General features: G+C 62.6%; 12 protein-coding genes. 9 read left to right on the top strand and 3 right to left on the bottom strand.

All coding sequences use genetic code 11. The annotated features are described in order from the left end of the window. Positions 1-45: 45 nt before the first annotated feature. The 5 genes from ACN0SO_RS13015 to ACN0SO_RS12995 all read left to right on the top strand — a co-directional run bounded on the left by ACN0SO_RS13015 (position 46) and on the right by ACN0SO_RS12995 (position 5,299). Positions 46-939 carry a dihydrodipicolinate synthase family protein gene (locus tag ACN0SO_RS13015; protein ID WP_417678321.1) on the top strand — a complete coding sequence of 298 codons (894 nt, stop codon included), beginning with the start codon at positions 46-48 and terminating at the stop codon, positions 937-939. A gap of 4 nt (positions 940-943) precedes the next feature. Then, complete coding sequence (locus ACN0SO_RS13010) at positions 944-2,185, top strand: NAD(P)/FAD-dependent oxidoreductase (protein ID WP_417678319.1); 1,242 nt, start codon at positions 944-946, stop codon at positions 2,183-2,185. A 14-nt stretch (positions 2,186-2,199) separates the two neighbouring features. Further along, positions 2,200-3,231 carry a 4-hydroxyproline epimerase gene (locus ACN0SO_RS13005; protein ID WP_417678317.1) on the top strand — a complete coding sequence of 344 codons (1,032 nt, stop codon included), beginning with the start codon at positions 2,200-2,202 and terminating at the stop codon, positions 3,229-3,231. Between the two features lie 124 nt (positions 3,232-3,355). Beyond that, positions 3,356-4,312, top strand: a complete 957-nt coding sequence (locus ACN0SO_RS13000; RefSeq protein ID WP_417678315.1) for an MliC family protein — start codon at positions 3,356-3,358, stop codon at positions 4,310-4,312. A 231-nt stretch (positions 4,313-4,543) separates the two neighbouring features. Continuing rightward, the gene (locus ACN0SO_RS12995; protein WP_417678313.1) at positions 4,544-5,299 is read left to right on the top strand and encodes a helix-turn-helix transcriptional regulator; all 756 of its coding nucleotides are present in this window, start codon (positions 4,544-4,546) and stop codon (positions 5,297-5,299) included. A 25-nt stretch (positions 5,300-5,324) separates the two neighbouring features. On the opposite strand, the gene ACN0SO_RS12990 is transcribed toward ACN0SO_RS12995, so the two are convergent. After that, the gene (locus ACN0SO_RS12990) at positions 5,325-5,648 is read right to left on the bottom strand and encodes a PAAR domain-containing protein (protein WP_417678311.1); all 324 of its coding nucleotides are present in this window, start codon (positions 5,646-5,648) and stop codon (positions 5,325-5,327) included. Between the two features lie 182 nt (positions 5,649-5,830). On the opposite strand from ACN0SO_RS12990, the gene ACN0SO_RS12985 reads away from it, so the two are divergent. Continuing rightward, the gene (locus tag ACN0SO_RS12985; protein ID WP_417678309.1) at positions 5,831-6,955 is read left to right on the top strand and encodes an ATP-dependent DNA helicase; all 1,125 of its coding nucleotides are present in this window, start codon (positions 5,831-5,833) and stop codon (positions 6,953-6,955) included. Positions 6,956-6,962: 7 nt separating this feature from the next. Here ACN0SO_RS12985 and ACN0SO_RS12980 read toward each other — a convergent pair whose 3' ends face one another. Then, entirely contained in the window at positions 6,963-7,907 is a 945-nt protein-coding gene (locus ACN0SO_RS12980; protein ID WP_417678307.1) for a glutathione S-transferase family protein, read from the bottom strand. A 284-nt stretch (positions 7,908-8,191) separates the two neighbouring features. On the opposite strand from ACN0SO_RS12980, the gene ACN0SO_RS12975 reads away from it, so the two are divergent. Then, entirely contained in the window at positions 8,192-8,749 is a 558-nt protein-coding gene (locus tag ACN0SO_RS12975) for a sigma-70 family RNA polymerase sigma factor (protein ID WP_417678305.1), read from the top strand. Then, the gene (locus tag ACN0SO_RS12970) at positions 8,746-9,492 is read left to right on the top strand and encodes an anti-sigma factor domain-containing protein (RefSeq protein WP_417678303.1); all 747 of its coding nucleotides are present in this window, start codon (positions 8,746-8,748) and stop codon (positions 9,490-9,492) included. Before ACN0SO_RS12975 ends, ACN0SO_RS12970 begins: the two co-directional genes overlap by 4 nt. Before the next feature lie 87 nt (positions 9,493-9,579). On the opposite strand, the gene ACN0SO_RS12965 is transcribed toward ACN0SO_RS12970, so the two are convergent. Beyond that, positions 9,580-10,149 carry a fasciclin domain-containing protein gene (locus tag ACN0SO_RS12965; protein ID WP_417678301.1) on the bottom strand — a complete coding sequence of 190 codons (570 nt, stop codon included), beginning with the start codon at positions 10,147-10,149 and terminating at the stop codon, positions 9,580-9,582. Between the two features lie 201 nt (positions 10,150-10,350). On the opposite strand from ACN0SO_RS12965, the gene ACN0SO_RS12960 reads away from it, so the two are divergent. After that, entirely contained in the window at positions 10,351-12,792 is a 2,442-nt protein-coding gene (locus ACN0SO_RS12960) for a Tex family protein (protein ID WP_417678299.1), read from the top strand. Positions 12,793-12,856 lie beyond the last annotated feature (64 nt).

Raw genomic sequence — 12,856 nt, 5'->3', positions numbered from 1 at the left:
GGCGAGCGGCACCATCTTCGGCAACGGTTTTCTGAGGAGAGTGTCATGTGGAAGGGTATTTTTCCGGCGGTCACGACGAAGTTCACCGAAGGGGATGAACTCGACGTGGGCGAGATCGAGCGCTGCTTCGGCCTGCAGTTCGATGCGGGCTGTGACGGCATGATCGTTTGCGGGTCGCTCGGCGAGGCGATGGCCCTGGAGCCTGAGGAAAAGCTGGAACTGCTTGGAATCGCAAAATCCGCCGCCGGAACCCGTCCCGTCCTGATGACGGTCTGCGAAAGCTCTACCAAACGCGCCGCCAAGGCGGCTCAGGCGGCCGCCAAGGCCGGTGCCGACGGCCTGATGGTGCTGCCGGGCGTGCCTTACAAGTCTGCGCCCCACGAGACGGTTGCACACCTGAAGGCCGTGACTAAAGCCGCTGGCTTGCCGGTCATGATCTACAACAATCCGATCGCCTATGGCGTCGACGTCACCCTGGATATGTTCGAGGAGCTCGCCGAAGAGCCGCTGGTCGTGGCCATGAAGGAATCCACCGACGATATCCGCCGGGTGACCGACGTGTTCAACCGGTTCGGCGATCGCTTCGACGTCTTCACCGGCGTCGACAACCTGGCGCTGGAAAGCCTGATGATGGGGGCGGTCGGTTGGGTCGCCGGTCTGGTCGTTGCCTTCCCGAAGGAAACGGTTGCCATCTACAAACTGGTTCAGGCTGGGCGTATCCAAGAGGCACTTGAGATCTACCGCTGGTTCCGGCCGCTGCTCGATCTCGATGTCTCCACCAATCTGGTGCAGAACATCAAGCTGGCGGAGGTCCATGCCATCGGTTCCAGCGACCGCTGCCGCGCACCGCGCCTGGCGCTCTCCGGTGCCGAGCGGGAACGCGTCGAGGCAGTGATCAAATCCGCTCTTGAAAAGAGACCGCAACTCCCTCTTCTTTAGCCACATGACCAAACCTCATGTTCATATCGTCGGCGCCGGGATCGTCGGCCTCGCGACTGCCTGTCTCCTCGTAGAACGCGGCTGCAAGGTTACGATCATTGACCGGGAAGGTCTGGCTGCCGGGGCCAGCCAGGGCAACGCCGGCGGCATTGCCTGGACCGATGTTGCACCGCTCGCATCTCCCGGTGTCTGGAAACAGGCGCTGAAATGGCTGGCGGATCCGCTCGGGCCGCTCACCATCCGTCCGGCCTATGCGCTCAAGATTCTGCCGTGGATGCTGCGCTTCCTGGCCGCTTCCAGCCGGTCGCGGGTTCGGGCAAGCACCGAGGCGCTCGCCGCGCTCAACAGCATGGCGCTGCCGGCCTGGGAACGGACCTGGAGGTTGACCGGCACCCACAACCAGGTGAACTACAACGGCTGCCTGGAAATCTTCGACAACCAGGCCAAACTTGAAAGCTACCGCAAGACCTGGGCGGAGCAGCGGGACTACGGCGTCGAAGTCCAGGAACTGACCGGCGACCGGATCCGCGAGATGGAACCGGAACTGACCGACCGGATCATCGGCGGCGGTCTTCTACCCGGCTGGGCCCAGATGGACGATCCGAAGAAGCTGTGCCTGTCGCTTGCCGACTGGCTCAAGGGGCAAGGCGTGACATTCGAGATCGCGTCGGTCGATGGCGTATCGGCCAAGGAAGACGGCGCGGACATCCGCTTTGCCGATGGAACCAGCCGGTCCTGCGACAAGCTGGTGATCGCCTGCGGTGCCTGGTCGAAGAAGCTCACCGCCCAGCTCGGCGACGCGGTGCCGCTCGATACGGAGCGCGGCTACAACATCACCGTGCCGGAACCGGGAATCAAGGTCACCCGGTTCATCATGCTGCCCGGTCACGGGTTCGTTCTGTCGCCTCTGGAAACCGGGCTCCGGATCGGCGGGGCGGTGGAGTTCGGCGGTCTTGAGTTGCCGGAGAACTGGAAGCGGGTCGATGCCATGATCGCCCGGGCGAAGACGATCTTTCCAAGGCTCGATGCCTCCACCGGCACCCGCTGGATGGGCTTCCGGCCGTCGCTGCCCGATAGCCTGCCGGTGATCGGACCGTCCTCGGCCAGCGATCACATCGTCTACGGATTCGGCCATGCCCATCACGGCTTGACGGAGGCGGCGGCGACCGGTGAACTGCTGACTGCCCTTCTTCTGGGTGAGAAACCGGCAATCGATCTCTCGCCGTTTCGGGCGACACGTTTCTAGGGGAGAGCAGGGTGATGGCACGGCATACGTTTTTCTGCATCGACGGCCACACCTGCGGCAACCCGGTCCGGCTCGTGGCCGGCGGCGGGCCGCGCATCGAGGCCGCGTCCATGTTCGAACGGCGGCAGAAATTCCTCGCCGATTACGACTGGATCCGGACGGGTCTGATGTTCGAGCCGCGCGGTCACGACATGATGTCGGGTACGATCCTCTATCCGCCGTCCTCCGACGAGTATGACGTCGGTGTGCTCTATATCGAGACCACCGGCTGCCTGCCAATGTGCGGTCACGGCACCATCGGCACGGTGACCATGGCGATCGAGGAAGGCCTGCTGACGCCGAAGACGCCGGGTATTGCCCGCCTCGAAACGCCGGCCGGTCTCGTTACCGCGGAATACCGGATGGACGGGGAGTATGTTTCCTCGGTCAAGCTCACCAATGTGCCGTCGTTCCTGGCGGCGGAAGGGCTTGAAATCGATTGCCCGGAATTCGGCCGACTCACCTTCGATGTCGCCTATGGCGGCAATTTCTATGCGATCATCGAGCCGCAGAAAAATTTCCCCGGCGTCGGCAAGGTGCCGGTCGACCAGCTGGTGGCGGTCAGCCCGAAGCTGCGGGTGGCCCTCAACGAAGCCTTCGAGATGCGGCATCCGGAAAATCCGGAGATCAAGGGCATCACTCATATCCAATGGACCGGCCCGGCCGAAGATCCGCAAGCCGATGCGCGCAACGCGGTCTTCTACGGCGACAAGGCGATCGACCGCAGCCCTTGCGGGACCGGCACCTCGGCGCGTATGGCGCAGCTCTTCGGCAAGGGCAAGCTGAATGTGGGCGACACATTCGTCCATGAAAGCGTCATCGGCTCGCTGTTCACCGGCGGCGTCAAGCAGGATGTCCTGGTCGGCAACCGGCGCGGCATCGTGCCGACGATCGAAGGCTGGGCGGTGAAGACCGGGACCAGCACCATCACGCTTGATGAACGAGATCCCTACATGACCGGCTTCTCGGTCACAGGCACCGGCGTGAAGCGCTATCCTCGGCCGTAACGCACCGAGAAAGCACCGTTCAACTTCGGTTCATCCGGGGTATCGTACCTACCTTACGTCACTTCATGAAACGCCATGCGCTTTCTGCGTGGCGTATCATCATTTGTTCAAGGCAGGATTTTTCATGCGCGGTTTTTTGCAGCTCGTTTTGCTTGGTCTCTTGGCTTTATCCACTCCGGCTTCGGCCTCTCCGGATGTCGATTTCCCCCAGCCCGGCACCTCCTACGGCGGCAAGGTTCGCGGCGGTCCGGGCATGCAATACCGGCAGGTGGGGAGCCTTCGCGAGGGCGACCGGATCCTCATTCTCAACGGCACCGGCGCCATGATGAACGGCTACGAGTGGTTCCAGATCCGCTACCGCAACGGCCGGACCGGCTACCAGTGGGGTGGCCTCATGTGTTCGCAGACCCCCTATCCGACAATCTTCCGGGTTTGCAACGGACCGAGACTGGATGCCGGGCAACCTAATCATGGCCAGCCCAACAACGGCCAGCCGGCGCAAAACCCGAATACCGGCCCGGTGCAGGTCAACGGCTACAATGTCTCCCAGGTCTTTCATTCCGGCGGCAGTTTCTCGCAGGCCGGGGGCGGTCAATGGGAGGAACTGAACGACCAGGGACGGGTGACGTTCCGGTTTCAGGAACAGCAGCGCGACGAATGGTCGGTCTATCTGTACGACGCGTCGCGCAATGTTTCCCTGCAGCTGGACCTCCATCGCAGGCAGGTTCTCTACGGTCTCGGCAATGCGCCCAAAGGCCCCTTGTACGCAATAACGAACGCCATCGCCGATGCCGCGCCGGCACAGCCGCAAACCGGCGGGGGCTATCCGCAGCCGGCAGATTCGAACTCGATTACGGTCCACTACACCTGCGCGGAGGGGCTTCCCCTGACCGTGACCTACGTGAACAGCGGCAACGGGCATGTGATCTTCAGTATCGACGGCTCGCCGCAGACCCGGCTTGAACAGGTGGTGTCCGGTTCCGGCTCCCGTTACACGAACGGCACTTACACGCTCTACAGCAAGGGCAATTCCGCCTCTCTCGAAAGTCCCAGCGGCCTCGACCAGTGTCATGAGCGTTAGGCCCTTTTAGCGGATCGGCAGTGCAGATCGTTTCTCCAACGTGAACTGCGGTCCTAAGATTTGGCCTGCGAAAGAAAAAAACAGCGGCAGGTTGTCCTGCCGCTGTCTTAATTTAAAATACCCTAAAGTAAGTTTTTGCCCCAAGGCTGAAACATTCATGAGTTTTGTACCAAATTGTCACTACTTCTGATAGCTATCAGAATTGTTAGGGTCGGGGGTCCCGTGTGAGAGATGGTTGATATTGGCCGGGTGATCGAGGAAATCCAGCGCTCCGAATGTTCGTCAGAGGCGTTCGGGATCTTCTGCAAGGCCGCGGAACAATACGGCTACGACAAGGTCTGTTTCACCCTCATGACCGATCATCCAACCTTGGGGCTGCAGGCGTTCCACGGATTTGCCACGAGCTATCCGGACGACTGGATGAGCCATTACATGGCGCAGAATTATTATCCGGAAGATCCGGTCGTCTACCGGTGTTTCCAGAGCCCGGCGCCGTTTTTCTGGGACGAAGCGGTGGCGGTCCAGAGCCGCGACCCCGCCAAGAATGACAAGGCGCTCAACACGTCGAAAAGGCTCATGAATGAGGCCGCCGAGGCCGGTCTGGGCGACGGAATCGGCGTGCCTTTCATCAGTCTTTCCGGAGAGCTGTCGGCTGTCGGCCTGTCGCGGGATCGGCCGGTAACGGGCCGCAATTATCATGAACTGGCCGAAGTGGCGCTGATCGGAAATGCGTTCCACGACAAGTTTCTGAGCTTTTATGCAAGTCGGGCGGTCCCGCATGTGACCGACCGGGAACGGGATGTCCTGGCCTGGTCGGCGGAAGGCAAGACAGATGCGGAGATCGCAATCATCCTCGGCGTTTCCTCCGCCACGATCCGGTTCCACTGGAACAACGTCTTCAAGAAGATGCAGGTGTCCAGCAAGGTGCTGGCCACATGCATGGCCATCCGCCTCGGGATCATCAGCGTCCAGAAACCGGCCGCGTGACGCTGCGAGGCTAAGCCGGCTGCTTCTATTTGGGCGGGCAGGCCGCATCGCCGGCGCGGCCCGCGGGAGCGCCGCCGACAAGCACATCCGCGGAACCGCCCACAGCGCAGTTTTCCGTAGGTGAGGCGAAGCGAACGGCCGGTTCGCCTTCGACGAAGATCCCCGGCACGATTTCGAACATGCCTTCCGGACAGGTCGCCACATCCGAGAGCCTGAGCGCCGGCCTTCCGTTGATGAAGACCGAAGATGCACCGCTGGCCGCACAGGCGGGCAGGTTCGGCGTCTGTGCCTGCAGGGGCAGCGGCATCGCGACGGACAGGAACAGGGACAAGGGGAACAGGGTCTTCATCCCATTTCTATGACAGAAAGCTGGCCGCCGGGGAAGCGTCCCGACCGATGGATGCCTGTTCCGGCCTGCGGACTATGCCTGGAAATCTGCTCTTCACCAGACCGATTTTCACTCCCCCCATAGCCACTTTCGCGAAATCACGCTATGCACGAACCGGACGAGAACGAAACGGGAATCAGTTGATGGCGTGGTCGCCGGAACAGGACAAGGCGCTGACGGAAACGGCAAGCTGGCTGAAGCGCGGCGATCGGCAGGTGTTTCGCCTGTTCGGTTACGCAGGTACCGGCAAGACCACGCTGGCGCGCCATCTTGCCGAGGGCATCGACGGTGACGTCTGTTTCGGCGCCTTCACCGGCAAGGCCGCCCATGTGCTGCGCCAGAAGGGCTGCGCGGATGCGGGCACGATCCATTCGCTGATCTACCGGCCGCGCGCCGCCAAGGAGGAAGAGGACACGGATGACGACGAGGACGACACCGGTCCGCAATTCGCCATCAAGCGCGACAGCGCGGCGGCGACCGCCAAGCTGATCGTCATCGACGAATGCTCCATGGTGGACGAGGAACTGGGCAGGGATCTGCTCTCCTTCGGCACGCCGGTGCTGGTGCTCGGCGATCCGGCGCAGTTGCCGCCGGTCAAGGGCGGCGGCTATTTCACCGAAGCCGAGCCGGACGTGATGCTGACGGAGGTGCACCGCCAGGCGCAGGACAATCCGATCGTGCGCATGTCCATGGATATCCGCGAGGGCGGCAAGCTCGATTACGGCGACTACGGCGAGAGCCGGGTCATTCACCGGCGCGATATCGACAAGGACCAGATCCTGTCGACCGACCAGGTTCTGGTCGGCACCAACAAGACCCGCCGGCTCTACAATGGCCGTATCCGGGAACTGAAGGAGTTCACCACGCCGATGCCCGCCGTCGGCGACAAGCTGGTGTGCCTTCGCAACGACAAGACCAAGGGCCTCCTGAACGGCGGATTGTGGACCGTCAAGCGCCTGCGCACGCCGCAGGGCAACACGCTGCGTTTTGATGTCATCCCTGAGGACGACATCGGCGCGAAGCAGGTGGTGAAGGTCAAGGTTCTGCCGGCCATGTTCGAGGACGGCGCGGAACAGATCCCTTACGCGATCCGCCGAAAGGCCGAAGAATTCGACTACGGTTATGCGCTGACCGTGCACAAGGCGCAGGGCTCGCAGTGGGACGACGTGGTGCTGTTCGACGAGAGCTGGGCCTTCCGCGAACACAAGGACCGCTGGCTCTACACGGCGGTGACCCGTGCGGCCGAGCGCATCACCGTGGTGCGGTAAGTACGCTTCAGACCACCTCGACCTTGTAACCCGCGCGTGGGAAATGAACATGCATATCGCCGGCGTCCGGATCGGTGCGATGCAGGGTTATCGTGTCGGCGCTGGCAGCGGCCACAATACCTTCGACCGGTTGTTCGCCGCCGTCGACATCCGGCGAAATCACAACGGACATTCCGGCCTTGAGGCCCTGCGGGTCGTTGCCTGTTGCAGGATCGCATTCAAGCGGCATGCACTGGCGAGCGCGGCCAATGGCGTCTTCTGCCGACATTCCGGTCATGGTGCCGTGGCCGATCTTGCCGACGTTTTCTTCCCAGCGCAGTACTTGGGTGAATTCCGACAGGAGCTGAATGCTCTCTTTCCAACGGCCATGGACGAACCAGATCACGTGATAGAACTGGGCGTCGATGGCGGACGGGGCCTCGCCGAGGAGAAAGGGGCGGCCGTCGGAGAGCTGCTGTTCGAGCCAGGCCAGCTGCGTGCGCAATTGCGCGACCAGATGAGGCAGTTCCGCATTGGCAGCCTTGAGGCCTTCCGCCCAGTCCGGTCCCAGATAAAGCCGGCCACGGTCCTCGGCAAAATCCTTCGGCAGGTTCTCGCCGGCAGAGCCCAGGACGATCTTGACGGCGAGATCGAACAGCGCGCCGTCGGTCCAGCGGCTCAGGCTCCACAGCAGGCCTTCGTCTCCGGTGGGGAAGAAGCCCGGTGAGGGGTGGCGGCGTTCCAGTTCACGCAGGATCGCCTGGCTGTCGCAATAGATGTCGGCGCCGATCTGCATCACAGGGGTGCGGCGGTAGCCGCCGGTCAGTTTGACAAGCATCGGCTTGGGCGGCAGGCGAGGGATCTCCACCGAACGCCAGGACAGCCCCTTGATGCCGAAGCCGACACGGACCTTCTCGGCCACCGGCGATTGCGGGTAATTGTGCAAGATGATTTCGTCTACCGCGCCGGACATGTGTCCTCCCCAATCGAACATTCGGATTATTACGTGATAGCCGAGTGCGCCGGACGCATCATACGGTATTTGATGCAGATCGTTCGGTTTCGGCTTTTTCTCTGCACAGCAGACCGTCGAGCGGCAGATGCGGAAACCATCCTGCGCACTGCGCGCGGGATCGCCGGCAAGATCGCCTGTGCGGGTCGAAGTCGTGATCATCACAAGGTGATCGGACAATGGACAAGTCTACTTGACCTAACGGCAGAAACCCTGATGCTGTCCCGAAGCGAAAAGGGGCATGCGTGCAGCAATCTGACGCCAAGGCCGATCTGGAACACTTGCTCGCCCGCATATCGGGTGGAGATCGTGCCGCATTCCAGAACCTTTATTCCGCGACCAGCGCGAAACTTTTCGGCATCATTCTCCGTATCTTGAAAGACCGGGACAGTGCTTCGGAGGTTCTGCAGGAAACCTACCTGAAGATCTGGCGGAACGCGGACCGGTATGAAGCTGCGAGTGGACGACCGGTCACGTGGATGGCCGCGATCGCCCGCAATACGGCAATCGATGTCTTGCGCCAGCGGCGCGAGCGGCCTCTTGATGTGTCCGACGACGGAGACGACCCCCTGGAGCGGATCGCGGATGAGCGATACGCAAAGGTGGATCCGGTCCATCGGGAGACGCTGCGGGGCTGTCTCGGCGAGCTGGAGGAGGCACTGCGGGGCTGCGTTGTTCAGGCCTATTGCGACGGCTATTCTCGCGAAGAATTGGCGAAAGCCTACGACATGCCGCAGGCGACGATCAAAACCTGGCTGAGGCGCGGCCTGATGCGCCTGAAAGAGTGTATGGACCGCGAATGACAGAGCAAACGCCCTTGCCTGAGGATCTGGAAGGTCTGGCAGGCGAATATGTTCTTGGAACGCTCGACCCGTTCGAGCGGGCCGAGGCTGAGCGTCTGCTTGCGGCCCATCCGGCTTTCGCGGAAGCGGTGCGCCGCTGGGAAGATCGCCTGTCTCCGTTGTCCGATGCCACTGCGCCGGAAACGCCGCCCGATCTTGCCTGGCGCAATATCGAGGCATCCCTCGCCCGCGAAATGCAGGCGTCTGTCTCAGGCAGTGGTGGTGCAGAAGTGATTGATCTCACCAGGCGTCTCGCGTTCTGGCGCAGGACGGCAGTTGCGGCCGGAGCATTGGCCGCCGGGTTGGCGGGCTTCGTTGTGTTTTCCGGGATTTCGGACCGGGTTTTCAACCCGGCCGCCGACCAGCGTTATGTGGCGGTGGTCAACCGGGGCGGCGAGCTGCCGGCTCTGATCGTGTCCGTCGACCCGGCGGAAGGCGTCGTCAAGGTGCGCAGCCTTGCCGCTGAACAGCCACAGGGCAAGAGCCTGGAAGTCTGGTACGTGGCGGATGGTACGGAAGCGCCGGTCTCGCTCGGTCTTGTCGATGCAAAGGCATCGACGACATCCCTGCACCCGGCGAACCGCGCGGATTATGCCCGCGAGGGTTCGGCGATTGCGATCAGTGTGGAGCCGGAAGGCGGCTCGCCGACCGGGTTGCCGACGGGACCGGTCGTTTATTCGGGGCAGCTCGTCAAGGCGGAGTGATCGGACATTCTGCAATCGGGATTGGAGAACAAGAAAAACCCGGCCGAAATATCGGCCGGGCTGTCTGTCGGGTCAGGTATCCGGGGGTCAGCTTGCCGGAAGCAGGACCGTGTCGATGACGTGAATGACGCCGTTGGATTGATCGACGTCCGGAATGGTGACATGGGCCATGTCGCCCTGTCCGTCCTCGAGGACGATCTTGCCGTCCATCATCTTCGCGGTGAAGACGCAGCCGCCGACGGTCTTGACCGGGTGCGCACCGCCGTCATCGGCGATCATTGTCTTGATCGCATCGGACATGGCGTCGGCCGCCACCACGTGGCAGGTCAGGATCTTGGTCAACTTGTCCTTGTTTTCCGGCTTCAGCAGCATGTCGACCGTGCCGTCGGGCAATTTCGCAAAGGCCTCGTTGGTCGGGGCGAAGACGGTGAAGGGGCCTTCGCCTTCGAGCGTCTTGACCAGGCCGGCGGCCTTTACGGCGGCGACCAGCGTCGTGTGGTCTTTCGAATTGACGGCATTCTCGACGATGTTCTTCGACGGATACATCGGCGCGCCTCCGACCTCGACGGTCTTTTCGGCAAAGGCGGGCAGGGCGGCCAAACCCAGGATCGATGCGGCAACGCTGGCGCGGGCAATGGATTTCAGTGAAACGGTCATTGTCTTCTCCTCTGTTTTCGATTGCGCGTTTCGGCAATCGGGGAGCAGTTACGGAGAGGGCCGGGAAAAAGTTTCGGCGCGATTCAAAAAAAATCGAAGGCCGTTTCTCGATTTCTTCGTGGATCACGGATTCAGTCTCTTTATCGCCGTCATTGGCGGCACTATCGTCGCCAGCCCTGAAACGCGTTTGGGAATGTTTGAATGTCGGACGTCACCATGAGTTCCTCTGCCCCTGCTGCACACCCGCAGGCAACGAGCGCTGATACCGCTCTGCGCATTGCGCGCAGGATCGCCGACGAGATCGCCTGCCAGCCGGCACAGGTCAATGCGGTGGTGACGATGCTCGACGAGGGGTCGACGGTTCCCTTCATCGCCCGTTACCGCAAGGAAGCAACCGGAGGGCTCGACGACACCCAATTGCGCAAGCTGGAAGAGCGGCTGATCTATCTGCGCGAGCTGGAAGACCGGCGCGCCGCAATCGTGAAATCGATCGATGAGCAGGGCAAGCTGACCGACGAGCTGGCGGCGTCCATCGCGGCCGCCGACACCAAGGCGACGCTGGAAGACCTCTATCTGCCCTACAAGAAAAAGCGGCGCACCAAGGCGCAGATCGCGCGCGAGGCCGGTCTGGAACCGCTGGCGGATCTGCTTCTCGGAGATCCGATGAAGGACCCGGAAGCGGAAGCGTCCGGCTATGTCGATGCGGAAAAGGGTGTCGAGGACACCAAGGCGGCGCTCGACGGAGCGCGCCAGATCCTGATGGAGCGGTTTGCGGAAAACGCCGAACTGGTGGGCCGCCTGCGCTCCCATGTCAGCGAGCGCGGCGTGGTGCAATCTAAACTGATCGATGGCATGAGCGAAAAAGGCGCAAAATTCGCCGATTATTTCGACTATTCAGAGCCCTTGTCGAAGATCCCGAGCCACCGGGCGCTGGCGCTGTTCCGCGGCCGAAACGAAGGTATCTTGTCGGTCGACCTGACCGTCGATGCGGACGATGTCTCGCCGGTGAAGCCAGCGGAAAAGATGGTCGCCGATACCTACGGCATTGCGGACAGGGGGCGACCGGCCGACAAGTGGCTGATGGATGTGGCGCGCTGGGCGTGGAAGGTGAAGCTCGCGCTTCACATCGAACTCGACCTGATGGGCGATCTTCGCGAAAAAGCCGAGGAGGAAGCGATCCAGGTCTTTGCCCGGAACCTGAAGGATCTGCTGCTGGCGGCTCCCGCCGGTGCGAAGGCGACCCTCGGTCTCGATCCGGGCATCCGCACCGGGGTCAAGGTGGCGGTCGTGGACGAGACCGGCAGGCTCATCGACACGACGACCATCTATCCGTTCCAGCCGAGGAACGATGTGGCCGGCAGCCGGGCCGCGCTGCTGGCGCTGATCGCCAAGCACAAGGTCGGACTGATCGCCATCGGCAACGGCACGGCGAGCCGGGAGACCGACCGCCTGACCGCCGATGTGCTTACCGACATTCCGCCTGCCAGCCGGCCGGTGAAGGTGATCGTCAATGAGGCCGGGGCTTCCGTTTATTCCGCGTCCGAACTCGCGGCGAAGGAAATGCCGGACGTGGACGTTTCCCTGCGCGGGGCGGCCTCCATCGCCCGGCGCCTGCAGGATCCGCTGGCGGAACTGGTGAAGATCGAACCGAAGTCCATCGGCGTCGGCCAGTATCAGCACGACGTCAACCAGACCCGGCTCGCCCGCGCGCTCGATGCGGTGGTCGAAGATGCCGTGAACGCGGTCGGCGTCGATCTGAACACGGCCTCACCGGCACTGCTCACCCGGATTTCCGGCCTGTCCGACAGCCTTGCCAAGGCCGTGGTGGAGCATCGCGACTCCATCGGCCGCTTTACCAGCCGCAAGCAATTGAAGGACGTGCCGCGCCTGGGTGCCAAGGCGTTCGAGCTTTGCGCCGGGTTCCTGCGCATCAACGACGGCGAGGATCCGCTCGACGCGTCCTCCGTTCACCCGGAAGCCTATCCGCTCGCGAAACGCATCGTGAAGGCCTGCGGCCGGGACGTGCGGCAGATCATGGGCGACAACAGCCTGCTGCGCGGGCTCGACCCGAAGGAGTTCACCGACGAGCGCTTCGGCCTGCCGACGGTGAAGGACATCATCTCCGAACTGGAAAAGCCCGGACGTGATCCGCGCCCGGAATTCAAGACCGCCGCCCTTCAGGACGGGGTTGAGGAAATCTCCGACCTGAAGCCGGGGATGAAGCTGGAGGGCACGGTCACCAACGTCACCAATTTCGGCGCCTTCGTCGATGTCGGCGTGCATCAGGACGGGCTGGTCCACGTGTCCCAGCTCGCCGACCGCTTCGTCGACGACCCGCACAAGGTGGTCAAGGCCGGCGATATCGTGAAGGTGACGATCCTGGAGGTGGACGTGCCGCGCAAGCGCATCTCCATGACCATGAAGTCCCAGGCCGATTACCAGGGGCAGAAAGAGCGCCAGAACGAGCGTGGCCGCGACGAGCGCAGGGGCGGGGGACGGCCGGACCGCACGGGCCCGGGCGGACGCGGACCTAAGCCCGGCGGCAACGCCCCGCGCGGAAACGGACCACGTGGCGAGTCCGGCGGCGGTAACAACGCCATGGCCGCGGCGCTTGCGGCGGCGATGAACAAGCGCGGGAAATAGGGCGCAGAAAGACGTTTCGAAGACTGGTCTGCGAATTCGTTCAGCACAAAAGAAAAACCGCCTG

This window comes from Roseibium sp. (assembly GCF_048260565.1).
GTDB lineage: Bacteria > Pseudomonadota > Alphaproteobacteria > Rhizobiales > Stappiaceae > Roseibium.
The sequence above is the reverse complement of the archived record's forward strand: the minus strand, read 5'-3'. Positions and strand labels throughout refer to the sequence as shown.